Genomic DNA, 26,603 nt, shown 5'->3' on the forward strand with positions numbered 1-26,603 from the left:
CCTTCAACGCGCGACCCAACCGAGGGTGCGCTGCGCCAGCACATCGCGTGCCGGAGTGAATAATTCCATCGCCATCAGCCCGATGTTGCGCCCGACAACCAGCGGCGCCCAGCGATTGGCAAAAAGATGCACCAGACTGTCCGTGACGCCGACGGTCGCTTCGCGATCGCTCTGTCGACGCTGCTGATAGCGGCACAATACGCCGTAATCTCCAATATCCTCTCCGCGTTCCTTCGCCTGAGTCAGGGTTTCGGCAAGACTCATGACATCACGCATACCGAGGTTAAATCCTTGCCCGGCGATCGGGTGCAGAGTTTGCGCCGCATTGCCCACCAGCACGGTGCGATGGGTAATCGGTTTGGCTGCGCGGGTTAACGCCAGCGGATAAGCACTGCGTTTTCCGGCGTGGGTAATTTTCCCAAGTCGCCAGCCAAAGGCAGACTGGAGTTCACAGCAAAACTTCTCGTCGCTCCACGCCAGCACATCTTCACGTCGTTCCAGTGGATGACACCAGACCAGCGAACAGCGTCCGTCAGACATCGGTAACATCGCCAGTGGGCCATATTGCGTAAAGCGTTCAAAAGCGCGGCCTTCGTGCGCAACGGAAGTTGCAACGTTGGCAATCACTGCCAGTTGCTCGTAAGGCTCCTGCTGCCAGTCAACGCCGCACGCGGTTGCTAACGCTGAATGGGTGCCGTCAGCGGCTACCAGCACTCGGCCCGTCAGCGTCTCGCCACTCTCCAGCGTCACTTCAACGTTACTTGAGGTACGGACAACATTAGCTACGCGATCCGGGCAGTGAAGCGTGACACCAGGTGCTTTGCGCAGTTGCGCAAACAGTCGTTGCCCGACATTGTGCAATTCGACAACCTGCCCTAGCGCCGCGAGTTGATAATCTTCTGCGGCAAGGGTGACGAATCCGGCGTGGCCGCGATCGCTGACATGAACGGTAGTGATGGCGGTTGCGCAATCAGCCAGAGATTGCCAGACACCGATGCGCGCCAGCTGCTGACAGGTACCCGCCGCCAGCGCAATAGCCCGGCCATCAAAACCTGGATGGGCATGTGACTCTGGTGCAGTCGCTTCAATCAGATGTACCGGCAGCGCCCCGTGACTTAGTCGGGAAATAGCCAGCGCCAGCGTCGCGCCCGCCATGCCGCCACCGACGATGATTACGCTCATTGCTTTCTCGCAGCTGCCATCAACGCTTCGATCTCTTCCGGCTTTTTCACCACGCTGGCAGTGAGGTTTTCGTTGCCGGTTTCGGTAATCACAATGTCGTCTTCAATACGAATGCCGATACCGCGATATTGTTCTGGCACATCCGCATCCGGCGCAATATACAGCCCTGGCTCTACGGTCAGTACCATGCCGGGTTCAAGAATGCGCGAGCGATCCTGGCCATAAACGCCAACGTCATGAACATCCAGACCTAACCAATGGCTAAGGCCATGCATAAAGAAAGGACGATGTGCATTCTGGGTGATGAGTTCATCAACATCACCTTTCAGTATCCCCAGTTTTACCAGGCCGCTAATCATGATACGCACCACTTCACCGGTGACTTCCTGAATAGAGGTTCCCGGACGATACAGGCGCAAGCTGGTTTCGAGAGATTCCAGCACAATGTCGTAGATTTCACGCTGGGCCTGGGTGAATTTGCCATTGACCGGGAAGGTGCGGGTGATATCACCAGCGTAACCTTTATATTCACAACCAGCATCAATCAGCACCAGGTCGCCGTCGCGCATTTCACACTCGTTTTCGGTGTAATGCAAAATGCAGCCGTTTTCACCGCTGCCAACAATGGTGTTATAGGAAGGGTAACGTGCGCCGTGGCGGTTAAATTCGTGGTGTATTTCGCCTTCCAGATGGTACTCAAACATCCCCGGACGGCATTTTTCCATCGCCCGTGTATGCGCCAGTGCGGTGATTTCCCCCGCGCGGCGAAGTACGGCGATCTCTTCCGGCGATTTGAACAGGCGCATTTCATGAACGATGGGACGCCAGTCGATCATCGTTGCTGGCGCGGTGAGATTTTGCCGCGAGCCTTTACGCAGTTTTTCCAGCGCACTATTCACGATTTCATCAGCATACGCATATTCGCCCTGAGCGTGGTAAACCACATCCAGGCCATTAAGGAGTTGATAAAGTTGCTGATTGATTTCGCTGAACGCCAGAGCGCGATCAACGCCCAGTTTCTCTGGCGCGGCATCCTGACCTAAACGACGACCAAACCAGATCTCCGCCGTCAGGTCACGCACGCGGTTAAACAAAACGCTGTGATTATGAGTGTCATCGCTTTTAATCAGCACCAGCACCGCTTCCGGTTCATTAAAGCCGGTGAAGTACCAGAAGTCGCTGTTCTGACGATAGGGGTATTCGCTGTCGGCGCTACGGGTCACTTCTGGTGCTGCAAAAATCAGCGCGGCGCTACCGGGTTGCATTTGCTCCACCAGGGCCTGACGGCGGCGCTGAAATTCCTGCTGAGATATCTCACTCATAACACTCTCCTTACGTTTTTTGTTTTTAGTGTAGAGTTGGTTTTTGTACTTCTGGCGCGGTCGGTTGCGGATGAGTAAAGGTGTCGTGGCATAACAGTGCAGCAACACGGACGTACTCGATGATCTCTTCAAGCGACATTTCCAGCTCTTCTTGATCTTCGTCTTCGTCGTAGCCCAGCTGCGCGATGTTACGCAGATCGTCAATGGCTTCACCGGTTTCGCCAGTCACTTTATCCAGCTTCGGCTGAGTGACGCCAAGACCGAGCAGGAAGTGGTTTACCCAGCCTGCCAACGCATCAGCGCGATCGAAAACGCTAACGTCATCGCCATCAGGCAGATAAAGCTGAAAAAGGAAGCCGTCATCTTGCAAGGCATCACTGGTGGCAGAGTGCATTTTGCGCAATGCCTGGGCAAGTTCATGCCCGAAAGCCATACCTTCGTTCGTCAGGTCGTGAAGCAGCGGCAGCCAAGAGCTGTCATCATTACCGCCACATATCATCCCGCTGATTAAACCATGCATTTCAGCTGGGGTCAGACCTGTCCCTTGTTGGTTCAGATACTGGTTCATTTCTTTGTAACCAGGCATTTCGTTCTGTATTGACATAAGCATTCGGCATCAAAGGGAGGAAGATTCATGATATGCTATCACTTTGGACCCTGGTGGACCAGAAAAGGGCTTGTCTCATTGCACCAGGGTAGCTATAGTTTCGCCCCTTCGCAGACCAAAGGTCTGAAGGCGAAGGCAGCGCAGTCAATCAGCAGGAAGGTGGCATGTCTGCACAACCCGTCGATATCCAAATTTTTGGCCGTTCACTGCGTGTGAACTGCCCGCCTGACCAAAGGGATGCGTTGAATCAGGCTGCGGACGATCTGAACCAACGGTTGCAAGATCTGAAAGAACGCACTAGAGTCACAAATACTGAACAGTTGGTCTTCATTGCCGCATTGAATATCAGCTACGAGTTAGCGCAAGAAAAAGCGAAGACTCGTGACTACGCGGCAAGTATGGAACAGCGTATTCGGATGCTGCAACAGACCATAGAACAAGCGTTACTTGAACAAGGTCGCATCACCGAAAAAACGAACCAAAACTTTGAATGACACTTTTCGGTTTACTGTGGTAGAGTAACCGTGAAGACAAAATTTCTCTGAGATGTTCGCAAGCGGGCCAGTCCCCTGAGCCGATATTTCATACCACAAGAATGTGGCGCTCCGTGGTTGGTGAGCATGCTCGGTCCGTCCGAGAAGCCTTAAAACTGCGACGACACATTCACCTTGAACCAAGGGTTCAAGGGTTACAGCCTGCGGCGGCATCTCGGAGATTCCCTTCTTATCTGGCACCAGCCATGACACAACTACCAGAACTCCCACTGACATTATCCCGACAAGAAATCCGTAAAATGATTCGGCTGCGTCGTCGTGCGTTAACGCCGGAGCAACAACTCGAAATGGGTCAACAAGCCGCCACGCGGATGATGAGTTATCCCCCTGTAGTGATGGCGCATACGGTCGCTGTATTCCTCTCTTTTGATGGCGAACTCGACACTCAACCGCTCATTGAGCAACTCTGGCGCGCGGGTAAGCGCGTGTATCTTCCCGTTTTACATCCCTTCAGTGTCGGTAATTTACTCTTCCTGAATTACCATCCACAAAGTGAACTGGTGATGAACAGGTTGAAGATCCACGAGCCAAAACTGGACGTACGCGATGTGCTTCCCCTTTCCCGGTTGGATGTGCTGATCACGCCGCTGGTCGCCTTTGATGAGTACGGTCAACGCCTCGGAATGGGCGGTGGATTTTATGATCGGACATTGCAAAACTGGCAGCACTACAACATGCAGCCAGTAGGTTACGCCCATGATTGCCAGTTAGTGGAAAAACTCCCCGTAGAAGAATGGGACGTCCCGCTGCCTGCGGTGGTTACGCCATCGAAAATCTGGGAGTGGTGAGAGCGAGTCACTCCCAGTGCGTAATTAATACAGTCGGCGATAAAGCTGCAGGATATCCGTCAAGGTCACAGGCCGAGGATTGCCCCCAGTACAGATGTCAGCCAGAGCAGCAGTCGCTAAAGCCATTGCATCCTCTTCTTTCATCCCAATGTCACGTAAGCGTGATGGTATCCCGATATCCTGATTAAGCCTTCGAACTGCGTCCACCGCCTCGCTACGCGCTTCGGATAACGGCATGGTATACGCTTGCGGTATATCAAACGCTGCCGCAATACTGCGATATTTTCCCTCGGTAAACGCCGAATTCCATTCCATGATATGCGGGAGCAGAACAGCATTCGCCATGCCGTGAGGCGTGCCGTAAAATGCACTTAATGGATGCGCCATGCCGTGCACCAGCCCCAAACCAACATTTGAAAATCCCATCCCGGCAATATATTGTCCCAGCGCCATATCTTCACTTGCCTGGGCATCTCCTGCCACGGAAGCCCTCAGCGCAGCGGCGATGAGCTCAATCGCTTGTAAATGGAACATATCAGTTAATGTCCACGCCCCGAGAGTGATGTAACCCTCAATCGCATGCGTGAGGGCATCAATCCCGGTCGCCGCTTTTAATGATGGAGGCATAGAAGACATCATGCCTGCATCAATAATTGAAACCACCGGCACGGAATGTGGATCGTAACAAACAAATTTACGCCTATTTTCTACATCCGTGATGACATAGTTAATGGTCACTTCTGCCGCTGTGCCTGCCGTAGTTGGTACTGCAATGGTCGGTATGGCTGGGTTATCTGTAGCTGCAGCGCCTTCCAGTGAACGCACATCGGTGAAGCCAGGATTAGCAATAATGATTCCGATTGCTTTAGCCGTATCTATTGAAGATCCGCCCCCTACCGCAATCAAATAATCCGCATCGCTGCACTCAAAAGCGCTGACGCCAGCCTGTACATTATCAATTGTTGGGTTAGCTTCAACACCATCAAATACGGTGTAAGCCAGATTATTTTTTTCTAATAAGCGGGTTATTTTTTCGCTTACGCCGCATCTAACAATCTGTGAATCAGTGACAACAAATGCTTTAGATAATTTTCGTGTTTGCACTTCATCTATAATATGTTTTACCGCCCCATTACCAAAATAGGCAATAGGATTAAATACGTTTCTATTTATCACAATAGCTTCCTTATTAAACGGATATTGTGTTATCAATGCATTAATAAGCTTTTTTCTTAATCATGCCCAAACCCTATTGCAAATAACCTTTTCAATTCCGCAATTGCTTGCTTTTCATCAACACCATCACAAATCAATTCGATTTGGGAGTTGGCTTTAATTCCTGCAGTCAATAAGGCCATGGCACTATATGGCTTTATTGCTTTCCCCTTATAATTTAAAGTTATGACACAGTGAAATTGTTTGACGGCTTTGGCCAGCACACTTGCTGGTCGGGCATGAAGCCCTGTTTTGTTTGTCACCCTCACTATTTCCTTAATCATATACCACCTTATTTCCTTGTGATTTATAATGGATTATCTAATCACCAGTGGGTACGACCAGCGTGCAAGATCCTCGCCGCTAAATACTTTCGGTTCCTGCAACCCATTAACCAGTAGCATGTGATAATAAATTTCAGCCAGTTCTTCCAGATAAGCTGATTTTAAAACAGCATCATAAGATGACACATCAACGGTCATCGCGCCATGACGCCCCAATAAAATGGCATCAGATTGTTTCAGGGGCTCAATAATACTTAATGCCAGTTCTTGAGTTCCAGGTAGTGCAAATGGTGCAACGGGTACAATCCCCTGTTGTAGATTCAAAATTGCACATTCATAAATAACTGCCGGAATACTTTTTTCCAGTGCTGCGAAAATAGAAGCAAAGCGCGAATGTGTATGACAAATAGCGTGGATGTCCGGCCGTGTCCGGTAAGCCTGTAGGTGCATCATACATTCACTGGTGGGCCGAAGCCCGGAAAGGTTTTCGACAATATCACCCTGGGGAGATAGTATAACAATATCCCGAACGGTTAATTCATTTTTATCAACAGTGGTCGGTGTAACACAAATAAGTCCTGTTTCTGGGTCACGGACACTAGTATTCCCGGCTTTGTGTTTACACATCCCCCATAGTTGGGTTGTTTTTGCCATTTCTACAACTTGCTGCTTTAATATTTCTAACATAATAATGCTCCTTCTGTTGATTACGAATAGAACTGTAACGCACGTACAATCTCTTCTTTATCTACCGCGTCACGGATGAATTTTGCACCATTGCACTCTTCAAGGTAATTATTTAACTGTGATAAAGCTTTCAAATGACCTTGCGTATTATGGGTTGCGCAGGTAATGATAATGTCTGCATATATATAATCATTTATCAGCACCGGATGCGGCAACCGACACAATGAAAAACCAATTTTATTTACGCCTTCATCAACTCCGGCATGAGCAATTACCACACCTTCCCCTAACATAATATAGGGTCGCTCGTTCATTATTTTATTTATAATCGCAGATATATAACATGGCTCGATTACTTTATTTTTCAGTAATGGCGACGCGGCCAGATGGATCACTTCTTGCCATGTCTCCGGGATATCCATCTCAAGAGTGATAAAATCTTTCTGCAACAAACTGGCCAAAGAGGGTAAAGGATGGGATGTCACTAAATTACTAACGGGTCTTGAATGGCTATAGAGGTAATCTTCCAGAGCAGTCCGAAGATCCTTTCGTTGTTGGATAGTGCCATACCGTTCAACAATTGCCAGGACATTCTCAACCTGCACAGAGTCATTATCCTGATACCCCAATAACGAAAGAGTCTGACAGCGCAGCGTATTTTTTTGTCCATTATCAAAAGGTAAATTAATCAGTAGTAAAGGACGATGAGTAGAAAAAAGACTGGTGCTAAAAATAACGTCATGCTCTTTGGTATATTTTTCATACTCACGAAATGACAAGGTATCCTGAAAGTAGATTTCTGGCAGCAGTGATTGTAACGTTAAGAAAATCCATGTAGAAAAAGTGGCATTACCTGAACTCACCACAACTCCAGACTTTTTCACTTTAACCTTGTACAGCAATCCCTCACGTGTTAACCATCCCCCCAATATGACCGTCAATGAGGCAACTTCCTCTTCCGGTAGCGCTTGCTGCAGCAAACTCTCCAGCGGGCTAATGGAACGAATGACAAGCTGATGAAGATAGTTAAACTCCTGAGCAATTAATTCATAAACCCCAGAATCATAAGTGAAGTTATAAATAATGCGATAATAAGCTGGCTTCCAGTGTTGATAAATTTTGTTAATCAACTCATCTTTGTCACGAAAGGCAATGCAGCATAATTTTTCAAAGTTATTGATAACAGCCACTATCCCTTCTAACAACAATGGTTCCAGATTAAAATAACGATCTGAAATTGTCTGGATATTTGCACTACGGATTATTGCTGTCAAAAATAATTGTTCAGAAACTTGATTAATACCCGCCTTATTTAAAATATCACCAATAATTAAAAATTCACGTGTCCGACAGACTTCATGAATATGCTCTGGCAAAACATGGAGAATTTTTCCAGCACTAATTCTTAGAGCGACCAGACTCATGTATAAAGTAAGTTGCTGGACTTTTTCATCAGTCAGAAATATTTTGAATTCTCGCTCAATTAAGGTCAGCGCATCAGCAAAAACTTTCCGGTGCTGTTCAATATTTTTAGTTATCTCCACAGTGAAGTCCTCAAAAAATGGACTAGACAGGCAATAAGTCACGACTTCCAGTAATAGATATCTTTTTTGGATTTCACTGCCTTCAATAAAATAACCTTGTCTCCTTTCGTAAACGACCTGAACATCATAGCGATCAGTTATTGAATTAACTTTCTTAATATCATTAAGAATAGTATTCTGGCTTACATGCAATGTTTGAGTGAAGTGAAAAAGTTTGATTTTCTCACTACGGCACAATAGTAAAAATAATATAATATAATGTCTTTCTTTTTCACTATAAACATAACGCTCGTTAAGCTGATATTCAACATCGCTGTAAAAAAGTGATAATACATTCGTATCAACACTGAAGCCACCGTGGCGCTGGCGAGAAACAGGCAAAAGTTCTTTCGTCGCCAGATAATCATTTAGTTTATGTAATGTATAACTGAGTTGTTTTCTGGTTAATTCAAATTTCTTACACAACTCTCCACTGGTAATAAGAGGTTCACGTACTATGGCATTCAGCACAGCATAAATACGGTTATCAATCATAGTAGTAACCTCTTTATTATAAGCATTGCGAGTCAGGATTTTCACTCTACACGTTTTGAGTCCTGTGATAGCTCTCGACAATAAAAGTAAAAACAAATACTCCAGATTATTGCCATCACTAATGGAACAAAATTTCCTTGCATAAATTGAAATAGATGAGAAAACGAATAGGTAAATACAGGCGCATCAATACTGCTATTGGAAATAAGTTCACCGGGGGGAATACTTATTGCTTTGGTCGCATTCCCTAACTCAGTAATTATTGGTGCAAACTCAGTACCTACAAATAAAAAGAACGGAATACCAATAAAACTAAGAATGACCATGCGCAAAGTGTTACCCTGCGTTAACAGATAAGCCGGAACCACTAACACTATATTGATAATGCCAGCAAAAGGCAGGATTTTATTACCCGGTAAAACTATAGCCCAAAACAAGGTGAGAGGAATCGCAACAATGATAACGAACCAAATTTCACTAGCACCGCCAAGAAATGGCCAGTCAATACCGACAAAAAGCTTACGCCCTGAAAATCGCTTATTCATGTAATCGCTAATAGCTTCAGAGAGTGGCGATAATGCCTGCATAAAAAACTTAGAAATGACAGGAAATAGATGTAACGCCGTAGCCGCCTGTATTCCCAACATCAGTGTTTTTGCTACATCGTAACCCGCGACTATGCCAAACAGTATCCCAAGGATAAATCCAATAACATGGTTTTCAGCAAAGATCCCAACTTTCTTACGTAGAGCTGCAGCATCCATCGGTTTATTCAGTAAAGAAATTTTACGTAGCAGTACATCAAAAGGATAGTAAATGGCACCGAGAAACATCATCCTGTGCGTACAGGTAATTCCCGGGATCCCTGTCATTTTTTCAATGCGATACTGGTGCAGGTCACCAGACTTCAGTTCGAGGATTATTTGCAAAGAGGAAATAATAAATGCCATCACCAATGCCCATGTTGAGCCAAATAATGGTGTTACCGAACCCACAACAATAAATGCGGTAAATATTTTTCCCCAGACATTCCATAAATCGGCATTGAAAGTATCGGTTTTTTTCAGTACCAACATCAAAATATTAATACCAATCTGCAATGGAAACATTAAAAAAGCATAAGGCCAGGCCCAGGAGATATTTGCCATAGTGGTCCAGCCACCATCAATGATGCTAAGTTCAATTCCTGTTCGCTTCATCATTGCTTCAGCAGCAACGCCAATTGCCCCAACCATAAAGCCAATGAGCATACTCATGCCCACAAAAGCCACACCAAGTGTTATTGCTGCTGAACTGGCTTCTTTAAAACGCATTTTCACACATAGCCCAGCCAACAACATGATAAATGGTACAAAAACCGGCGCGCCCAGGTTCAGGATGTAATTAATAATTTGCGCAAGAAAATCCATAATATTGATTCCTTGTAGATGGGATTATTATCTATTGGCAAAGATTAATAATTTTTTGTAATTCTTGTTCCATACCTATCCCTGTTAGAAATGCAATGCCATTTATAACAGGTACAGGGTACTCTTTATCTATTTTTGTAATCGCCACATAAGCCACCGAATCACGCAGATGGCTATCCAGTGATTTTAGATCGACTACCTCAATTCTAATATCTTCAAAGCCTTTTTCTTTTAACAGGCGTCCCACTTTACTTGCTACTGTTTGAGACGTTGCAACGCCACTGCCACAGGCCACGACAATCTTTTTCATGATAATTCCTTATAGTTTAATTAAATATACTTATTAAGGTAATTAGTAGCATCATGGCTACTTTGGGTTTCGCTTAACCAATAAGCATGATTTTCAGTTGAAAATAAGGTGATCAGATTTTGCAGAAAATCAATATGACTGGAAGTATCTACCAGACCTAACAATATAATAAACTTTACTTTTATCTTATTTTCGTCTGCGCCCATTTCATTCCAGCACATCTCATCGGCAAGTTGATAAAAAGCGATAAATGGTTCTTTTACAAATTCAGTATCAGTATGAGGTATAGCAATTGAAAATGGATTCAGCACCAACCCGGTAGGATATTCTCTCTCACGCAAAGCAATGCGATGAGGAAAGTTGCTCGTTACTAAATTCGCAGTCAGAATTTTTTCGCTTACTTTAAGAAAGAAATCATCAGTATCAGTGAAGTATTGATTCAAAAAAACCAACTCCTCTGTAAACCTTATGATATTTGTCGAACTCTGATTAATTACATTCATAATAATACCCCGCCAGATCTTAATAACTGGATAATAAAATTACCCACAAAAACCACAAGATTATTTGATCACAAATTTTCGGCACCGCGTTGTGCATCATTGTGATAAAAGGCGCGATTAAAATCACATATTTACGAATATGAAATTTCAGCTACATTCATAATGTGAATAATATGCTGGCGAACGAAATATGACTTATATAATTTTGAATGTGGTTTCTGTACAAAAAGATCAGTTCAGGGCGACGCGCCTGCATCGCCCTGATTGACATCGTTGATTCTTTAACCTAATTTAGTGAGTAAGGGTAAGGGAGGATTACTCCTCCCCTGAGACTGACTGTTAATAAGCTGGCAAACTTATCAGTAACAGTACAATCAGTATGATGACAAGTCCTTCTCCTTTAAGCCCTCGCTTCGGTGAGGGCTTTACCGTTACAGCCCTGTGCTGCCCCGCCATCGTAAATCCTCTTTGAATAAACACAACGCATTGATCTGGCTTTAATTTATTTCTTCGAGCAGGCTCGCAAAGGCGATTACACGGCGGTGCAAATGCAGTAATTAGCGCAGTAAAAGGGATAAAAAAACGGGCAAGTCAGTGACCTGCCCGTTGATTGTCAGAGAAGGGGAATTAGTACAGTAGACGGGCGCGAATGGTACCCGGAATAGCTTTCATTGCCTGCAATGCTTTTTCAGCAACGTCTTCGTCAGCTTCAATATCGATGACCACGTAACCCATCTGAGCGGAGGTTTGCAGATATTGCGCGGCGATGTTGACGCCCTGCTCGGCAAATATTTTGTTCAGCGCAGTCAGCACACCCGGACGATTTTCGTGAATGTGCATCAGACGGCGACCACCATGTAGCGGCAGCGAGACTTCCGGGAAGTTCACCGCAGAGAGCGTAGAACCATTGTCAGAGTACTTGATCAATTTACCCGCAACTTCCAGGCCGATATTCTCCTGAGCTTCCTGAGTCGAACCGCCAATATGTGGCGTCAGCAGAACATTGTCGAATTCGCACAGCGGAGAGGTAAACGGATCGCTGTTGGTCGCCGGTTCTGTCGGGAACACGTCAATTGCTGCCCCTGCCAGATGTTTGCTCGCCAGGGCGTCACACAGCGCCGGAATATCGACCACCGTTCCGCGCGAAGCGTTAATCAGCAGCGAGCCGGGCTTCATCAGCGAGATCTCTTTCGCGCCCATCATGTTTTTGGTAGACGCATTCTCTGGCACATGCAGACTTACTACATCGCTCATATTCAGCAGGTCGGAAAGATGTTGCACCTGAGTGGCGTTGCCCAGTGGCAGTTTGTTTTCAATATCATAGAAGTAAACATACATCCCCAGCGATTCCGCCAGAATGCCCAACTGCGTACCAATATGACCATAACCAATAATGCCCAGCTTTTTACCGCGCGCTTCAAAAGAACCTGCGGCCAGTTTGTTCCACACGCCACGGTGCGCTTTGGCGTTGGCTTCCGGTACTCCGCGCAATAGCAGCAGAAGTTCGCCAATCACCAACTCAGCAACGGAACGCGTATTTGAGAACGGGGCATTAAATACCGGGATTCCGCGTTTTGCCGCAGCATTTAAATCGACCTGGTTTGTCCCGATGCAGAAACAGCCAATAGCGACCAGTTTTTCTGCGGCGTTGATCACGTCTTCGGTCAGATGGGTACGGGATCGCAGGCCGATGAAGTGGGCATCGCGGATGGATTCTTTTAATTGTTCATCATCCAACGCGCCTTTGTGAAATTCGATGTTGGTGTAACCTGCTGCACGAAGGCTTTCGAGTGCCTTTTGATGCACGCCTTCTACCAACAGAAACTTAATCTTGTCTTTCTCCAGCGATACCTTTGCCATTTACCCAATCCTGTCTTTGAAATGTTGTGTGCGGATTTGCATCCGCCTTTCAACATATCAAAAAATAATATTGCGGCAATATGAACGTTTGCGTCGCGAAGATGACGAAATATCAGATGACAATGATTATTAGAGCAAAATGCTGGAAATCAGACTTTATTTAGCAAGTTCGGCAACGGTCAGGCAAAAACGTGACACATGTCACCAAATTTAACGAAGAGAATTTTTTTAACGGGGGAGGTTCCCCCGTCAGATCATTTCACAATAGTTTTGACGCCGTCAGGCGTGCCGATCAGCGCAACATCCGCACCACGGTTAGCAAACAGACCAACAGTAACCACGCCAGGAATGGCGTTAATCGCGTTTTCCATCGCTACCGGGTCAAGAATTTCCATTCCATGGACGTCGAGGATAACGTTGCCGTTATCGGTCACAACGCCCTGACGGTATTCAGGGCGGCCACCCAGTTTCACCAGTTGACGAGCTACCGCACTACGCGCCATCGGGATAACTTCTACTGGCAGCGGGAATTTACCCAAAATATCGACCTGCTTGGAGGCGTCCGCGATGCAGATAAATTTTTCTGCGACCGAGGCAATGATTTTTTCACGGGTCAGCGCCGCACCGCCGCCTTTGATCATCTGCATGTGGCCGTTGATTTCATCTGCGCCATCAACGTAGATGCCGAGGCTGTCTACCTCGTTGAGATCAAAAACGTGAATGCCGAGGCTTTTCAGTTTTTCAGTGGATGCATCAGAACTGGAAACCGCCCCCTCAATCTGGCCTTTCATTGTGCCGAGCGCATCAATAAAGTGTGCGGCGGTGGAACCTGTACCTACGCCCACAATGGTACCGGGCTGAACATACTGAAGTGCCGCCCATCCTACTGCTTTTTTCAATTCATCCTGCGTCATGATCGTTTCGCCTGTGGTATGAAATTTCACTCGCATTATATACAAAAAAAGCCAATCAGACCCCGTTGGCAAGTCGCGCGGTTAACTCATCCATAAAATATCGCGCAATGGCGGGCATCCCCTTTCGCCCCGCAAATAAAGCATACAACGGTCTGGGTATGCCGCTCCACGGTGCAAACAGGCGCACCAGCTCCCCGTTCGCAAGCCCCTGTTTACAGGCAAACTGAGGCAATAACGCCACGCCATTCCCGCCAAGCACGGCCTGCAACATGGCGCGAAGGTTATTTGACTGCAAACGCGCTTCGGGATGCAGCGTAATTTCCTGTTCGCCATTAATTAACTGCCACTGGCTCCCGCCATTGTTTGCCAGGCGAAGGATCCCGTCGACGTGGTTAAGATCGTCAATGGCCTTCACCTGCGGATGGCGGGCTAGCCACTGCGAACTGGCAACTAAAATATCAGTCTGGGTATGTAATTTTTTATAATGCAGCGTCGAGTCCGCAAGCGCGCCGGAAGCCGTAACCAGCGCGATATCAATGCCTTCAGCGACCATATCCACTGGGCGATTAATTGCCAGCAGTTGCACCTTCGTCAGGGGCCAGCGGGCAATAAACTCACTGACAAACTCACCAAACCATGTTTCAGCCATAAATACCGGTGCGCTGACGCGCAGCATTCCCTGTGGGCTTTCCTGGGCGGCCATCACCACCGCTCTGGCCCGTTCCCCCTGCGCCACCAGCGCCCGACACTCGACGGCAAACTGTTCTCCTGCTGCAGTCAGGGCCAGACGCCGCGTGGTTCGCTGGATCAGCCGCACGCCAAGGCGCTCTTCCAGCGCTGTCATTCGTCGACTTAATACCGATTTCGACACGCCCGCACGCAGCGCTGCCTGGCTGTAACTGCCTTCATCGGCAATCAGGGCAAAGTAGTAGTAATCATTCCAGTCGATCATGATTGTTCTATTTTCGCAACAATGAAGTTCAATTTTGTCTATTTAATCACCATATCAACAACAGTTAAACTTCTCTCATCGCAAAAATGAGAGCAACCCCATGAAAATTCTCCATATCGACAGCAGCCCAATGCTTAAACATTCAAGTTCGCGGAAATTAAGTCAGGCGTTGGTAGAAGCGCTTTCCCTACGCTTCCCGCAAGCCTCAATTATTCATCGCGACGTTGGCCTGACACCGCCGCCCCATTTGCGTGAAGAAACCTTTCTGGCGCTTTGCGGTAAAGCAGAGTGCAGGAACACACAAATTCAGCAAGAGGTGAATGATATTCACGCCGCTATTGAAGAGCTGGCATCGTGCGATGTGCTCATTATTGGCGCGCCGATGATTAATCACAGCGTTTCATCCGGCCTCAAAACCTGGATAGATCAGGTCTGTCAGGCTGGTTTAACGTTTCGTTTTACCCCGGCAGGCGCCGTTGGGTTACTGACGGATAAACCCACATTTATTGTCTCGACGCGCGGCGGTATCTATTGCGACGAGGCACATCTGGCACTGGATCATCAGGAAAGCTATCTGCAAACCACGCTGAAATTAATGGGAATTAGCAGCACGTCTATTTTGCGCGCCGAAGGCGTCGACAAAACCCAGCCGGGGCGCGAACTTGCTGAGAGAAATGCATTAGCGCAAATCCCTAATCTCATTACACAAGTATTTAATCATCTTTAATATAAAAGGAGTTATTATGTCTATTAAGCAAAATTTATTTGCTGCGCTGTTTCTTTGCACTCTCACTGGACACGCATTTGCAGCAACCGAGATACAAAAACCGGACAATAACCTTGAACAGCTATCAAAAGTGAGCATGTCTACACACAATAGCAATCCAGCGGGTGTTGAAAGTCAAATCAAAGAAAAGGCGGAAGAGTTACAAGCCAGCAATTATTACATCAGTTCTTTCTCCGGTAAAAATTATATCCACGCCACTGTGATTTTCTATAAATAATCACCCTATTTAACGGGAGCATAGAATTATTCTATGCCCCGCTACCAAAACGAAATCAAAAATGAAAAAGCTAATCTTACAGGTACGTTGGTTTGCTTTGTCGCATGCCTTATTTTTTTTCGTCCGGTGCTATTTTTCGTGAAAAGCCAATCACGCCAGTATGGTTCTTCCGGCAAAATATGTTCTTTTTTACGGGGACCATTGCATGGTGTCTGATGACGCTGACGATGTGTTTACCGTTGCGTTCATCACGGCTTAACAAGGTGCCGGGCATCGGCATTACTCTCTTTATAGCCCAGCTTGAGTATTTGAGCCAGCATGGTGCGTCCCCTGTTCCTGTAGATCTCTGGTATTGCATCAGCCGAGGCGAGGATGCCTGGTATGTTGATAAACTTACCTCACTTTGTATCCTTGCCGGTGTCACACTGCATCTGCTTGATGCGCATAAAGGTGAGTACCTACAGGTGCAAAATCTGACTGATAAAATAGCAGATAGATGCGATACCCATTTCTGGTTTTGCGGCCCACAGAGTTTTGCCAAAGCGCTCGGCAAAGGATTACGTGAAAATGGTATTGCCAACCAAAATTTCCACTATGACCGCTTTTGTATGCGTTAAATACTCTGTACCCAAAGCAAAATTATGTCATAGTTCGGCATGAGAATATTTGAGGAGCAGGTTAGAGAAATGAAACGCCCGGACTACAGGACATTACAGGCACTGGATGCGGTGATACGTGAACGAGGATTTGAGCGCGCGGCACAAAAGTTGTGCATTACGCAATCAGCCGTCTCACAACGCATTAAGCAGCTGGAAAATATGTTCGGGCAGCCGCTGTTGGTGCGTACTGTTCCCCCACGCCCGACAGAACAAGGGCAAAAATTACTGGCACTGCTTCGCCAGGTCGAGCTGCTGGAAGAAGAGTGGCTGGGCGATGAACAAACGGGTTCCACCCCACTACTGCTCTCGCTGGCAGTCAACGCCGACAGTCTGGCAACCTGGTTGCTTCCGGCACTGGCTCCTGTACTGGCTGATTCGCCCATTCGCCTGAACTTACAGGTGGAAGATGAAACTCGCACCCAGGAACGCCTGCGTCGTGGTGAAGTGGTCGGCGCGGTGAGTATTCAACATCAGGCGCTGCCTAGTTGCCTGGTTGATAAACTTGGCGCGCTCGACTATCTGTTCGTCAGCTCCAAACCGTTTGCCGAGAAATACTTCCCCAACGGAGTAAGCCGCTCTGCGCTGCTCAAAGCACCGGTAGTCGCCTTTGACCATCTTGACGATATGCATCAGGCATTTTTGCAGCAAAACTTCGATCTGCCGCCAGGTAGCGTACCGTGCCATATCGTTAACTCGTCCGAAGCTTTCGTGCAACTCGCTCGTCAGGGTACAACCTGCTGTATGATCCCACACCTGCAAATTGAAAAAGAATTGGCCAGCGGAGAGTTGATTGACCTGACGCCCGGGCTATTCCAACGGCGAATGCTCTACTGGCATCGCTTTGCCCCAGAAAGCCGCATGATGCGTAAAGTCACTGATGCTTTGCTCGACTATGGTCACAAAGTGCTTCGTCAGGATTAATCAATCAGTTAACGTCTGGTAGCACATATCAGGCGTTTTTCTTTTTTCCTTTTTTATTCTTTGAATAACGTCACAAAACAGACAAATCTCACACGGCAAAAAAAGACGCCCCATTACATTTTTTTTGCTGGCGACAAACCCGTATAAAAAGCTCACCGTAAGCGCAAACCCCCTAATTTTTATTGCGTTTTATGGAGCAAATAATGTCAAACGTGCAAGAGTGGCAACAGCTTGCCAACAAGGAGTTGAGCCGTCGGGAGAAAACCGTCGACTCGCTGGTTCAGCAAACGGCGGAAGGGATCGCCATCAAGCCACTGTATACCGAAGCCGATCTCGACAATCTGGAAGTGACCGGTACCCTTCCTGGCTTGCCGCCCTACGTTCGTGGTCCCCGCGCCACTATGTATACCGCCCAACCGTGGACCATCCGTCAGTATGCCGGTTTCTCGACAGCAAAAGAGTCCAACGCTTTTTATCGCCGTAACCTGGCTGCCGGACAAAAAGGTCTTTCCGTGGCATTTGACCTTGCCACCCACCGTGGCTACGACTCCGATAACCCGCGCGTGGCGGGCGATGTTGGCAAAGCGGGCGTCGCTATCGACACCGTAGAAGATATGAAGGTGCTATTCGACCAAATCCCGCTGGATAAAATGTCGGTTTCGATGACCATGAACGGTGCAGTCCTGCCAGTGCTGGCCTTTTATATCGTGGCGGCAGAAGAGCAAGGCGTTCCCCCTGATAAACTGACGGGTACAATTCAGAACGATATCCTCAAAGAGTACCTCTGCCGCAATACCTATATTTACCCACCGAAACCTTCTATGCGCATTATCGCTGACATTATCGCCTGGTGTTCCGGCAATATGCCGCGCTTCAATACCATTAGTATCAGCGGCTACCACATGGGCGAAGCTGGTGCGAACTGCGTGCAACAGGTGGCGTTTACTCTCGCCGATGGGATTGAGTACATCAAAGCCGCTCTCTCTGCTGGCTTAAAAATTGATGACTTCGCTCCGCGCCTGTCATTCTTCTTTGGTATCGGCATGGACCTGTTTATGAACGTCGCCATGCTGCGCGCCGCACGTTATCTCTGGAGCGAAGCAGTAAGCGGATTTGGCGCCAAAGATCCGAAATCGCTGGCGCTGCGCACCCACTGTCAAACCTCCGGCTGGAGTCTCACCGAACAGGATCCCTATAACAACGTTATCCGCACCACCATTGAAGCGTTGGCAGCCACCCTTGGCGGAACTCAGTCGCTGCATACAAATGCCTTTGACGAAGCGCTTGGTCTGCCGACCGATTTTTCGGCACGTATTGCCCGTAACACCCAGATCATTATTCAGGAAGAGTCAGAACTCTGTCGCACCGTCGATCCACTGGCCGGTTCTTATTACGTTGAGTCGCTAACCGATCAGATCGTGAAACAGGCCAGAGCCATCATTGATCAGATCGACGAAGCCGGAGGCATGGCGAAGGCGATCGAGGCAGGTCTGCCAAAACGGATGATCGAAGAAGCGTCTGCCCGTGAACAGTCTTTGATCGATCAGGGTAAACGCGTGATCGTCGGCGTCAACAAGTACAAGCTGGATCACGAAGATGAAACTGATGTCCTTGAAATCGACAACGTGATGGTACGTAACGAGCAAATTGCTTCGCTGGAACGCATTCGCGCCACCCGTGATGATGATGCCGTAACTAGCGCGCTGAACGCCTTGACTCACGCTGCACAGCATAACGAAAACCTGCTGGCTGCCGCAGTTAATGCGGCTCGCGTTCGCGCGACGCTGGGTGAAATATCCGATGCGCTGGAAGCCGCTTTTGATCGTTATCTGGTACCGAGCCAGTGTGTTACCGGCGTCATTGCGCAAAGCTATCATCAGTCGGAAAAATCAGCCTTCGAGTTTGATGCAATTGTTGCGCAAACGGAGCAGTTCCTCGCGAATAATGGCCGTCGGCCACGCATTCTGATCGCAAAAATGGGACAAGATGGACACGATCGCGGGGCGAAAGTCATTGCCAGCGCCTATTCCGATCTTGGTTTCGATGTTGATTTAAGTCCCATGTTCTCCACGCCGGAAGAGATCGCCCGCCTGGCAGTGGAAAACGATGTTCATGTGGTGGGCGCGTCCTCGCTTGCAGCAGGACATAAAACGCTGATCCCGGAACTGGTTGAAGCCCTGAAAAAATGGGGGCGCAAAGATATTTGCGTGGTCGCCGGTGGCGTTATTCCGCCGCAAGATTATGCCTTCCTGCAAGAGCGTGGCGTGGCGGCGATTTACGGCCCTGGTACTCCCATGCTCGACAGCGTGCGTGATGTGCTAAACCGGATTAGCCAACATCATGATTAACGAAGCCACGCTGGCAGACAGCATTCGGCGCCTACGTCTGGGTGAGCGTGCTACGCTCGCCCAGGCCATGACGCTGGTTGAAAGCCGCCACTCTCGCCATCAGGCACTCAGCACTCAACTGCTTGATGCCATCATGCCGTTTTGTGGTAACGCCCTGCGACTGGGCGTTACCGGCACGCCAGGAGCAGGAAAAAGTACCTTTCTTGAAGCCTTTGGCATGTTACTGATTCGCCAGGGGCTTAAGGTCGCAGTGATTGCCGTCGATCCCAGCAGTCCAGTGACCGGTGGCAGCATCCTTGGGGATAAAACTCGTATGACCGAGCTGGCGCGTGCCGATGCAGCGTTTATTCGCCCGGTTCCGTCATCTGGTCACCTTGGCGGCGCCAGTCAGCGGGCGCGGGAGTTAATGCTGTTATGTGAAGCGGCGGGTTATGACGTGGTGATCGTTGAAACCGTCGGCGTCGGGCAGTCAGAAACGGAAGTCGCCCGCATGGTGGACTGCTTTATCTCGCTACAGATTGCCGGTGGCGGCGATGATCTCCAGGGCATTAAAAAGGGTTTGATGGAGATGGCAGATCTGATTGTCATCAACAAAGATGATGGTGATAACCACACGAATGTCGCCATTGCCCGCCATATGTACGAAAGCGCTCTGCATATTCTGCGTCGAAAATATGACGAATGGCAGCCCCAGGTCCTCACCTGTAGTGCACTGGAAAAATGCGGCATCGATGAGATTTGGCGCGCAATTATCGATTTCAAAACCGCGCTGACCACCAGCGGTCGTTTACAACAGGTGCGGCAACAACAATCGATGGAATGGTTGCGTAAACAGACCGAAGAAGAGGTGCTGCACCACCTGTTCACTAATGAAGATTTCGATCGCTATTACAGCCAAACGCTATTAGCGGTCAAAAATAATATGCTCTCGCCGCGCACAGGTTTACGGCAGCTCAGTGATTTTATCCAGACTCAGTATTTTAATTAAGGGAATTTTTATGTCTTATCAGTATGTTAATGTAACCATCATCAGCAAAGTGGCGGTCATTGAGTTTAACTATACCCGCAAACTCAATGCGTTAAGTAAAGTCTTTATTGATGATTTGATTCAGGCATTAAACGATCTCAACCGTCCAGAAATCCGCTGCATCATTCTGCGCGCCCCAAGTGGTTCCAAAGTCTTTTCCGCAGGTCACGACATTCATGAGTTGCCATCAGGAGGTCGCGATCCGCTCTCTTACGATGATCCACTACGTCAAATTACCCGCGTGATCCAAAAATGCCCTAAACCGGTAATTTCGATGGTCGAAGGTAGCGTCTGGGGTGGCGCATTTGAAATGATCATGAGTTCTGATCTGATCATCGCCGCCAGTACTTCTACCTTCTCAATAACGCCAGTCAACCTGGGCGTACCGTATAACCTGGTGGGGATCCACAACCTGACTCGCGACGCGGGTTTCCACATTGTCAAAGAGCTGATTTTTACCGCTTCGCCAATCACCGCCCAACGCGCGCTGGCTGTTGGCATTCTCAACCACGTTGTTGAGGCCGACGAACTGGAAGATTTCACCTTACAAATGGCTCACCACATTTCCGAAAAAGCACCGTTAGCCATTGCAGTAATCAAGGAAGAGCTGCGCGTACTGGGTGAAGCACACACCATGAATTCAGATGAATTTGAGCGTATTCAAGGGATGCGTCGGGCGGTTTATGACAGCGAAGATTATCAGGAAGGTATGAACGCCTTCCTGGAAAAACGTAAACCTAATTTCGTCGGTCATTAATGATCCACGAACTAAGGAGCAAAGGATGAATATTACCCGGACAAGGATGACCGCCGATGAAGCGGCGGAAATTATCCAGCACAACGATATGGTGGCATTCAGTGGTTTTACCCCTGCGGGTTCGCCCAAGGCTCTTCCTGTCGCCATTGCCCGTCGCGCCAATGAACAACATGAGGCGAAAAAACCGTATCAAATTCGCCTGCTGACCGGAGCGTCGATTAGTGCCGCCGCCGATGACATTCTCTCTGAAGCTGACGCCGTTTCATGGCGCGCGCCATATCAGACATCATCGGGATTACGTAAAAAGATCAATCAGGGGGCGGTTAGTTTTGTTGATCTGCATTTGAGCGAAGTGGCGCAAATGGTCAACTACGGCTTTTTCGGCGACATTGATGTTGCGGTAATTGAAGCCTCAGCCCTCGCTCCGGATGGTCGCGTCTGGTTAACCAGTGGGATCGGTAATGCCCCGACCTGGTTGCTGCGTGCAAAGAAAGTGATCATTGAGCTCAATCATTATCACGACCCTCGCGTCGCAGAACTGGCGGATATTGTGACTCCTGGTGCACCACCGCGGCGCAATAGCGTTTCGATCTTCCATGCGATGGATCGCGTCGGTACACGTTATGTACAAATCGATCCGAAAAAAATTGTCGCCGTCGTGGAAACCAACTTACCTGATGCAGGTAACTCGCTGGATAAACAAAATCCCATGTGCCAGCAAATCGCCGACAATGTGATCACCTTTTTGTTGCGTGAAATGGCGCAGGGGCGCATTCCGCGGGAATTTCTGCCACTGCAAAGTGGGGTAGGCAACATCAATAATGCGGTAATGGCGCGCCTGGGTGAAAACCAGGATATTCCTCCGTTTATGATGTATTCGGAAGTGCTACAGGAGTCTGTGGTTCATCTTCTGGAAACCGGTAAAATTACCGGCGCCAGCGCCTCCAGTCTGACAATTTCTGCCGACTCACTGCGCAAGATTTACGCCAATATGGATTACTTCGCCAGCCGCATTGTGTTACGTCCGCAGGAGATTTCCAATAACCCAGAAATTATCCGCCGCCTTGGTGTTATCGCTCTGAATGTCGGCCTCGAGTTTGATATTTACGGACACGCCAACTCAACGCACGTAGTCGGCGTTAATTTAATGAATGGTATCGGTGGTAGCGGCGATTTTGAACGCAATGCTTACTTGTCGATCTTTATGGCGCCATCTATCGCCAGGGAAGGTAAAATCTCAACCATCGTGCCTATGTGCAGCCATGTTGATCACAGCGAACACAGCGTGAAAGTGATCATCACAGAACAAGGGATCGCCGACTTGCGTGGCCTCTCTCCACTTCAGCGCGCGCGCACAATCATCGATAACTGCGCGCATCCTATGTACCGTGACTATCTGCATCGCTATCTGGAGAATGCGCCCGGCGGGCATATTCACCACGATCTTAGCCACGTTTTCGATCTGCATCGTAATTATCTCGAAACTGGCTCAATGCTGGGTTAATCGCTCGTACCGTCACGATCTTCAGCAATTTGCTGTAGCAGCGTGGCGGTATAGCGATGATTTTTCAGTGAATAAAGATATTCCTGCATATACATTGGCGTATGCGGTGCATCAAAATATTTCAACGTAGCTGGGTTCACCAGCCGCCATGCAAAATGTGGGATCACCGTAAGAAAATGTCCATGCTCAACGGCGCTGATTTTGGCCATAAAACTGTATGGGCGATAAATAATTGTTGGATTGATCCCACAAGGGCGCATGTTCGCATCAATCATCGCTTCATAATTAGCACGGTTTTGAAAGCGCATCTGTAACCAGGGCAGCTCCTGTAATAACTCCTGCTCCTGACGCTCTTCATAACGGCGAGAAACGAGAAACCCCAGTCGTAGCGGCGGTAGTTCACTCATTGTTAGATTATCCAACCCCTGTACACGAGCGGAAACATGCTGCGGAGAGATAATAAAATCAAGCTGACGATAGAACAGATTGTCGATAACCTCATTTTCGCTGAACTCAACCGGCTGGGCCGTCACACCTTCATACTTATCCCCCAGGCTAATTAACTGATCAAAAATAATCGTCGGATAAGTATTATCGATACCAATCACAATTTCACGAGAACGACGTCCGGAATTATGAATTTCATTATCGATAGCAGAAAGCCGTTGGTAAACCGGGAAGAGTTTTTGATAAAGCTCCTGCCCGGCTTTATTAAGACTGATATTATTATCTTTACGGGTAAATAATGTATAACCAATTTGTTCCTCCAGGGCGGAAATACTTTTGCCGAACGGTGAAGCAGTCATATGTAACTTTTCTGCCGCCCGGGCAATATTATTGGTTTGCGCTAATAAAATAAAATTGCGCATCTTTTTCGAAATAAAAATATCCATCGCCGCTTCCTCCAAACATCCCTGTCCGCTTAACCGTTTCAGTCAGTTCATCCTTAATGAAATCGCAAGCAAAAATAGGTGCTTACGTCATGGTTTTACAGAAAATTACAGAAAAAAGAGGCGATATCAGATAAAGACATTAGCCCGACAAATAAGTCGGGCTACAAGTATTATTGTGCGGCAGGTGTTTTAGCGGGCTGTTGATCCACTGGTTCTAACTGGAAGACCACATCGACCTGATCATCAAACTGAATAGCGGCCTGCTCGTAAGTTTCCTGGGCGGAAACCGGCGCGGCATCGGCTTTCATCATGCGTACCATTGGGCTGGGCTGATAATTGGAAACATGGTAGCGCACGCTATATACCGGCCCCAGTTTGCGATTAAAGCCGTTCGCCAGCTCCTGAGCCTGATGAATCGCGTTATCAATCGCTGCCTTACGCGCTTTGTCTTTATAGGCATCCGGCTGCGCCACGCCCAACGACACAGAACGAATTTCGTTGAGTCCGGCCTTCAACGCGCCATCCAGCAAGGAATTCAGTTTGTCTAACTGACGAAGCGTGACTTCCACCGTTCTCACGGCACGGTAGCCTTTCAGGATACTTTTACCATCCTGGTAATCGTAGTCTGGCTGGGTACGCAAATTCGCGGAACTGATATCTTTTTTCGCGATCTGATTGAGTTCAAGGAAAGAGATATATTGCGCGACGCGCTCATCCGCCTGCTTCTTGGCAGACGCGGCATCCTTCGCCGTCACGTTAACTTCAATAGCAAGAATAGCGATATCAGGCACCGCATCAACGCTTGCCGTTCCTGAAGTGACAATGTGCGGACCATCCGGTAGTTCATTGGCCTGTACTGCCATCCCGCTGAAACCCATCAATGCCGCCAGGGCGATAACTTTGAACTTCACGTTAGTCTCTCCGTGTTAATTGACTTGCCCAAAATTCAGGACCTCTGGAGGCAAGCTTAACGTCTCTGTTTTATTTTTCCATCAGATAGCGCCTAACTGAACAAGGCTTGTGCATGAGCAATACCATCTTTCGCCAGTTGCAGAGCAATAAACCACATAACGCAGCCCACCACAAAATTGATGATGCGCTGTGCTTTTGCCGTGCGCAGACGCGGTGCCAGGCAGGCCGCTAATAACGTCAGGCCAAAAAACCACAGGAAAGAGGCGCTAATCGTCCCGAGCGCAAACCAACGTTTTGGCTCGACATCAAGCTGCCCGCCCAGGCTGCCCAATACCACAAAGGTATCCAGGTAAACATGCGGATTCAGCCAGGTTACCGCCAGCATAGTGGCAATAATTTTCCAACGTCCCTGCTTCCTCACTTCAGCACTGACCAGCTCAATATTACTGCTCATCGCCGTTTTAAAAGCACCAAAGCCATACCACAGCAAGAAAGCCACACCGCCCCAGGTCACCAGCGCCAGCAACCACGGTGACTGCATCAATAACGCGCTACCACCAAAAATCCCGGCGCAAATCAGGACCAAATCGCTCATCGCGCAGAGCAAGGCAATCATAATGTGGTACTGGCGGCGAATGCCCTGATTCATCACAAAAGCATTTTGTGGGCCGAGCGGCAGGATCATAGCCGCACCAAGTGCAAGGCCTTGAAAGTAATAAGATATCACGTAATTTATTCCGGGCTAATTATCTGATGCGCAGACTATAGCGCGGGAATAACATTAGGGATAATTGATAATATTAATATAGTATAAGTTTAATTAATAAACTGAGGGAACAGATATGCACTACCGACAATTACTCCCCTTTCTTTTATCAGGATTACTTCTGATATCTCCCCCCAATTTTGCCACAGAAAAAATCCTGCGCTATACCGATCATGAACCCTTTGGTGGAATGCGTACCCAACTGATTCAAGAGACATTTTTTGCAGAAATTGAAAAAGAGTCGCAGGGACGTTTGAAAATTGAACCACACTGGAACGGTGAAACCGCCATCAGCTATGATGCACTGGCGACGATAAGCGATGGCGGCAAAGCTGATATGGGTATAGTGGTGCCGGAATACACAGCGAAACAATTACCGCTTCATCAAATCTTCAAGAGCTTTGCTATTGGCCCGGATCATGGAGCCAGTCAGGTTGAATTCTTTCGTCGCGTATATGCGGAAATTCCCGAATTTAACGCTGAACTTGAGCGTAACAATGTCGTGAACTTACAATTTTTCCTTGGCTACCCGGTAGGCTTTTTTTCCACCAAACCCATTCAGACATTAACCGATCTTCAGGGAACCACCTGGCGCACAGCCAGTTTCTGGCATCGGGCTTATTTAAGTCATACGGGAGCAAAAACCGTAACCTTACCGTGGAATGAGCAAATCACAACAGCCCTCCGTGACGGGCAACTCGATGGCTTAATGGTCAATCTCGATAGCGGATATGACATCCATGCTGAACGTGCTGCGCCGAATGTGTTGCTATCTCCTTCGCTCTGGCTCGGCCATGTTTATCTTTTGACGATGAATAAACACACCTGGGAAAGCCTCAGTACTCAAGATCGCGAGGCGATTCAACGAGCAGCCATTACAACCCAGAAGGCGCTAGGCCAGGCATTAGATAACAATCTGATCAACATGGTAAAAACGCTCGAGCAGGAAGGTGCACATGTTCGCTATCTGAAAAAATCAGAACTGGACGCCTGGCAGAAAGCGATTGATTATCAGCAAGAGCAAACTCAGTGGGTAGAAAAGCAAAAGACTGAAGGCGTGGACAATGCCGGGGAAGTCATACAAAAAGTTGCCAATATACTTGATGAAACAATGCGTTAATTGGGTAATGCGCCCATAACTTCTATG

At 48.0% G+C, this 26,603-nt stretch carries 28 protein-coding genes and 1 other RNA gene; 12 read left to right on the plus strand and 17 right to left on the minus strand.

The annotated features are described in order from the left end of the window. Window positions 1–3 precede the first annotated feature (3 nt). Genes ubiH through ygfB form a run of 3 tightly spaced genes read right to left on the minus strand, consistent with a single transcriptional unit; the run spans window position 4 to window position 3,108 of the window. The gene (gene ubiH / locus H9644_RS06780) at window positions 4–1,182 is read right to left on the minus strand and encodes a 2-octaprenyl-6-methoxyphenyl hydroxylase (RefSeq protein WP_191773857.1); all 1,179 of its coding nucleotides are present in this window, start codon (window positions 1,180–1,182) and stop codon (window positions 4–6) included. Continuing rightward, window positions 1,179–2,504, minus strand: coding sequence for a Xaa-Pro aminopeptidase (pepP, locus tag H9644_RS06785; protein ID WP_191773859.1), 1,326 nt, complete (start codon window positions 2,502–2,504; stop codon window positions 1,179–1,181). Before pepP ends, ubiH begins: the two co-directional genes overlap by 4 nt. A gap of 25 nt (window positions 2,505–2,529) precedes the next feature. Then, a complete protein-coding gene (gene ygfB / locus H9644_RS06790; protein WP_191773861.1) occupies window positions 2,530–3,108 on the minus strand; it encodes a UPF0149 family protein YgfB in 579 nt (192 codons plus the stop codon). Window positions 3,109–3,275: 167 nt separating this feature from the next. Here ygfB and zapA point away from each other — a divergent pair, with 167 nt between their 5' ends. From zapA to H9644_RS06805, 3 genes are all read left to right on the plus strand, one after another. Continuing rightward, a complete protein-coding gene (gene zapA, locus H9644_RS06795; protein WP_001276008.1) occupies window positions 3,276–3,605 on the plus strand; it encodes a cell division protein ZapA in 330 nt (109 codons plus the stop codon). Window positions 3,606–3,646: 41 nt separating this feature from the next. Then, window positions 3,647–3,830, plus strand: a non-coding RNA gene (gene ssrS, locus H9644_RS06800) — 6S RNA. Between the two features lie 20 nt (window positions 3,831–3,850). Then, window positions 3,851–4,453: a 5-formyltetrahydrofolate cyclo-ligase gene (locus H9644_RS06805; protein WP_064529779.1), complete on the plus strand. Its 603-nt coding sequence runs from the start codon at window positions 3,851–3,853 to the stop codon at window positions 4,451–4,453. Window positions 4,454–4,477: 24 nt separating this feature from the next. Here H9644_RS06805 and fucO read toward each other — a convergent pair whose 3' ends face one another. The 11 genes from fucO to H9644_RS06860 all read right to left on the minus strand — a co-directional run bounded on the left by fucO (window position 4,478) and on the right by H9644_RS06860 (window position 14,665). Next, window positions 4,478–5,629, minus strand: a complete 1,152-nt coding sequence (fucO, locus tag H9644_RS06810) for a lactaldehyde reductase (protein WP_191773863.1) — start codon at window positions 5,627–5,629, stop codon at window positions 4,478–4,480. A gap of 56 nt (window positions 5,630–5,685) precedes the next feature. Then, complete coding sequence (locus H9644_RS06815) at window positions 5,686–5,952, minus strand: HPr family phosphocarrier protein (protein ID WP_191773865.1); 267 nt, start codon at window positions 5,950–5,952, stop codon at window positions 5,686–5,688. A gap of 33 nt (window positions 5,953–5,985) precedes the next feature. Then, on the minus strand, window positions 5,986–6,639 hold the full coding sequence (locus tag H9644_RS06820) for a class II aldolase/adducin family protein (protein ID WP_191773867.1): 654 nt from the start codon (window positions 6,637–6,639) through the stop codon (window positions 5,986–5,988). Between the two features lie 20 nt (window positions 6,640–6,659). Next, window positions 6,660–8,717: a BglG family transcription antiterminator gene (locus tag H9644_RS06825; protein WP_191774063.1), complete on the minus strand. Its 2,058-nt coding sequence runs from the start codon at window positions 8,715–8,717 to the stop codon at window positions 6,660–6,662. A 41-nt stretch (window positions 8,718–8,758) separates the two neighbouring features. Continuing rightward, entirely contained in the window at window positions 8,759–10,126 is a 1,368-nt protein-coding gene (locus H9644_RS06830) for a PTS galactitol transporter subunit IIC (protein ID WP_064529776.1), read from the minus strand. Window positions 10,127–10,157: 31 nt separating this feature from the next. After that, complete coding sequence (locus H9644_RS06835; RefSeq protein WP_064529775.1) at window positions 10,158–10,436, minus strand: PTS sugar transporter subunit IIB; 279 nt, start codon at window positions 10,434–10,436, stop codon at window positions 10,158–10,160. Window positions 10,437–10,456: 20 nt separating this feature from the next. Beyond that, window positions 10,457–10,939 (minus strand): PTS sugar transporter subunit IIA, encoded by a 483-nt coding sequence (locus H9644_RS06840; protein ID WP_191773869.1) that lies wholly within the window; start codon window positions 10,937–10,939, stop codon window positions 10,457–10,459. A gap of 339 nt (window positions 10,940–11,278) precedes the next feature. Further along, window positions 11,279–11,323, minus strand: coding sequence for a hypothetical protein (locus H9644_RS06845; RefSeq protein WP_191774066.1), 45 nt, complete (start codon window positions 11,321–11,323; stop codon window positions 11,279–11,281). Window positions 11,324–11,566: 243 nt separating this feature from the next. Continuing rightward, window positions 11,567–12,799, minus strand: a complete 1,233-nt coding sequence (gene serA / locus H9644_RS06850) for a phosphoglycerate dehydrogenase (protein ID WP_064529774.1) — start codon at window positions 12,797–12,799, stop codon at window positions 11,567–11,569. A 254-nt stretch (window positions 12,800–13,053) separates the two neighbouring features. Beyond that, window positions 13,054–13,713 (minus strand): ribose-5-phosphate isomerase RpiA, encoded by a 660-nt coding sequence (gene rpiA, locus H9644_RS06855; protein ID WP_024191163.1) that lies wholly within the window; start codon window positions 13,711–13,713, stop codon window positions 13,054–13,056. Between the two features lie 55 nt (window positions 13,714–13,768). Next, complete coding sequence (locus H9644_RS06860) at window positions 13,769–14,665, minus strand: LysR family transcriptional regulator (RefSeq protein ID WP_191773871.1); 897 nt, start codon at window positions 14,663–14,665, stop codon at window positions 13,769–13,771. A 100-nt stretch (window positions 14,666–14,765) separates the two neighbouring features. Between H9644_RS06860 and H9644_RS06865 the strand changes: the two genes are divergently transcribed. The 8 genes from H9644_RS06865 to scpC all read left to right on the plus strand — a co-directional run bounded on the left by H9644_RS06865 (window position 14,766) and on the right by scpC (window position 22,885). Next, window positions 14,766–15,392 carry an FMN-dependent NADH-azoreductase gene (locus tag H9644_RS06865; protein WP_191773873.1) on the plus strand — a complete coding sequence of 209 codons (627 nt, stop codon included), beginning with the start codon at window positions 14,766–14,768 and terminating at the stop codon, window positions 15,390–15,392. A 16-nt stretch (window positions 15,393–15,408) separates the two neighbouring features. Next, window positions 15,409–15,669, plus strand: coding sequence for a YdgH/BhsA/McbA family protein (locus tag H9644_RS06870; protein ID WP_064529772.1), 261 nt, complete (start codon window positions 15,409–15,411; stop codon window positions 15,667–15,669). A gap of 179 nt (window positions 15,670–15,848) precedes the next feature. Further along, window positions 15,849–16,286 (plus strand): ferredoxin reductase domain-containing protein, encoded by a 438-nt coding sequence (locus H9644_RS06875; RefSeq protein WP_225221310.1) that lies wholly within the window; start codon window positions 15,849–15,851, stop codon window positions 16,284–16,286. A 69-nt stretch (window positions 16,287–16,355) separates the two neighbouring features. Further along, window positions 16,356–17,249 (plus strand): DNA-binding transcriptional regulator ArgP, encoded by an 894-nt coding sequence (argP, locus tag H9644_RS06880; RefSeq protein WP_000828349.1) that lies wholly within the window; start codon window positions 16,356–16,358, stop codon window positions 17,247–17,249. A gap of 203 nt (window positions 17,250–17,452) precedes the next feature. Then, window positions 17,453–19,597, plus strand: a complete 2,145-nt coding sequence (gene scpA, locus H9644_RS06885) for a methylmalonyl-CoA mutase (protein ID WP_191773876.1) — start codon at window positions 17,453–17,455, stop codon at window positions 19,595–19,597. Then, window positions 19,590–20,585, plus strand: a complete 996-nt coding sequence (gene meaB, locus H9644_RS06890; protein WP_191773878.1) for a methylmalonyl Co-A mutase-associated GTPase MeaB — start codon at window positions 19,590–19,592, stop codon at window positions 20,583–20,585. The genes scpA and meaB overlap by 8 nt, the downstream gene beginning before the upstream one ends. A 10-nt stretch (window positions 20,586–20,595) precedes the next feature. Then, a complete protein-coding gene (scpB, locus tag H9644_RS06895) occupies window positions 20,596–21,381 on the plus strand; it encodes a methylmalonyl-CoA decarboxylase (protein ID WP_191773880.1) in 786 nt (261 codons plus the stop codon). A gap of 25 nt (window positions 21,382–21,406) precedes the next feature. Continuing rightward, window positions 21,407–22,885 (plus strand): propionyl-CoA:succinate CoA transferase, encoded by a 1,479-nt coding sequence (gene scpC / locus H9644_RS06900; RefSeq protein ID WP_064529767.1) that lies wholly within the window; start codon window positions 21,407–21,409, stop codon window positions 22,883–22,885. On the opposite strand, the gene srsR is transcribed toward scpC, so the two are convergent. The 3 genes from srsR to argO form a co-directional block, all read right to left on the minus strand. Continuing rightward, entirely contained in the window at window positions 22,882–23,778 is an 897-nt protein-coding gene (srsR, locus tag H9644_RS06905; protein WP_064529766.1) for a LysR family transcriptional regulator SrsR, read from the minus strand. The genes scpC and srsR overlap by 4 nt on opposite strands. 170 nt (window positions 23,779–23,948) lie before the next feature. Then, on the minus strand, window positions 23,949–24,689 hold the full coding sequence (locus tag H9644_RS06910) for an oxidative stress defense protein (protein WP_064529765.1): 741 nt from the start codon (window positions 24,687–24,689) through the stop codon (window positions 23,949–23,951). A gap of 92 nt (window positions 24,690–24,781) precedes the next feature. Then, on the minus strand, window positions 24,782–25,417 hold the full coding sequence (gene argO / locus H9644_RS06915) for an arginine exporter ArgO (protein ID WP_191773882.1): 636 nt from the start codon (window positions 25,415–25,417) through the stop codon (window positions 24,782–24,784). A 115-nt stretch (window positions 25,418–25,532) separates the two neighbouring features. Here argO and dctP point away from each other — a divergent pair, with 115 nt between their 5' ends. Continuing rightward, entirely contained in the window at window positions 25,533–26,576 is a 1,044-nt protein-coding gene (dctP, locus tag H9644_RS06920) for a TRAP transporter substrate-binding protein DctP (RefSeq protein ID WP_105289267.1), read from the plus strand. The last annotated feature ends 27 nt before the right edge of the window (window positions 26,577–26,603 follow it).

Source organism: Escherichia whittamii (genome assembly GCF_014836715.1).
GTDB classification, from domain to species: Bacteria; Pseudomonadota; Gammaproteobacteria; order Enterobacterales; family Enterobacteriaceae; genus Escherichia; species Escherichia whittamii.

Bases quoted from the DNA above. Each gene is read 5' to 3' on its own strand.
- H9644_RS06875 (WP_225221310.1), top strand. From the start codon at position 15,849: ATGTTCTTTTTTACGGGGACCATTGCATGGTGTCTGATGACGCTGACG.
- meaB (WP_191773878.1), top strand. From the start codon at position 19,590: ATGATTAACGAAGCCACGCTGGCAGACAGCATTCGGCGCCTACGTCTG.
- H9644_RS06830 (WP_064529776.1), bottom strand. From the start codon at position 10,126: ATGGATTTTCTTGCGCAAATTATTAATTACATCCTGAACCTGGGCGCG.
- H9644_RS06860 (WP_191773871.1), bottom strand. From the start codon at position 14,665: ATGATCGACTGGAATGATTACTACTACTTTGCCCTGATTGCCGATGAA.
- ubiH (WP_191773857.1), bottom strand. From the start codon at position 1,182: ATGAGCGTAATCATCGTCGGTGGCGGCATGGCGGGCGCGACGCTGGCG.
- H9644_RS06865 (WP_191773873.1), top strand. From the start codon at position 14,766: ATGAAAATTCTCCATATCGACAGCAGCCCAATGCTTAAACATTCAAGT.
- H9644_RS06870 (WP_064529772.1), top strand. From the start codon at position 15,409: ATGTCTATTAAGCAAAATTTATTTGCTGCGCTGTTTCTTTGCACTCTC.
- H9644_RS06805 (WP_064529779.1), top strand. From the start codon at position 3,851: ATGACACAACTACCAGAACTCCCACTGACATTATCCCGACAAGAAATC.
- H9644_RS06840 (WP_191773869.1), bottom strand. From the start codon at position 10,939: ATGAATGTAATTAATCAGAGTTCGACAAATATCATAAGGTTTACAGAG.
- ygfB (WP_191773861.1), bottom strand. From the start codon at position 3,108: ATGTCAATACAGAACGAAATGCCTGGTTACAAAGAAATGAACCAGTAT.
- srsR (WP_064529766.1), bottom strand. From the start codon at position 23,778: ATGGATATTTTTATTTCGAAAAAGATGCGCAATTTTATTTTATTAGCG.
- argP (WP_000828349.1), top strand. From the start codon at position 16,356: ATGAAACGCCCGGACTACAGGACATTACAGGCACTGGATGCGGTGATA.
- H9644_RS06815 (WP_191773865.1), bottom strand. From the start codon at position 5,952: ATGATTAAGGAAATAGTGAGGGTGACAAACAAAACAGGGCTTCATGCC.
- rpiA (WP_024191163.1), bottom strand. From the start codon at position 13,713: ATGACGCAGGATGAATTGAAAAAAGCAGTAGGATGGGCGGCACTTCAG.
- H9644_RS06835 (WP_064529775.1), bottom strand. From the start codon at position 10,436: ATGAAAAAGATTGTCGTGGCCTGTGGCAGTGGCGTTGCAACGTCTCAA.
- zapA (WP_001276008.1), top strand. From the start codon at position 3,276: ATGTCTGCACAACCCGTCGATATCCAAATTTTTGGCCGTTCACTGCGT.
- scpB (WP_191773880.1), top strand. From the start codon at position 20,596: ATGTCTTATCAGTATGTTAATGTAACCATCATCAGCAAAGTGGCGGTC.
- H9644_RS06825 (WP_191774063.1), bottom strand. From the start codon at position 8,717: ATGATTGATAACCGTATTTATGCTGTGCTGAATGCCATAGTACGTGAA.
- scpC (WP_064529767.1), top strand. From the start codon at position 21,407: ATGAATATTACCCGGACAAGGATGACCGCCGATGAAGCGGCGGAAATT.
- serA (WP_064529774.1), bottom strand. From the start codon at position 12,799: ATGGCAAAGGTATCGCTGGAGAAAGACAAGATTAAGTTTCTGTTGGTA.
- dctP (WP_105289267.1), top strand. From the start codon at position 25,533: ATGCACTACCGACAATTACTCCCCTTTCTTTTATCAGGATTACTTCTG.
- pepP (WP_191773859.1), bottom strand. From the start codon at position 2,504: ATGAGTGAGATATCTCAGCAGGAATTTCAGCGCCGCCGTCAGGCCCTG.
- H9644_RS06820 (WP_191773867.1), bottom strand. From the start codon at position 6,639: ATGTTAGAAATATTAAAGCAGCAAGTTGTAGAAATGGCAAAAACAACC.
- scpA (WP_191773876.1), top strand. From the start codon at position 17,453: ATGTCAAACGTGCAAGAGTGGCAACAGCTTGCCAACAAGGAGTTGAGC.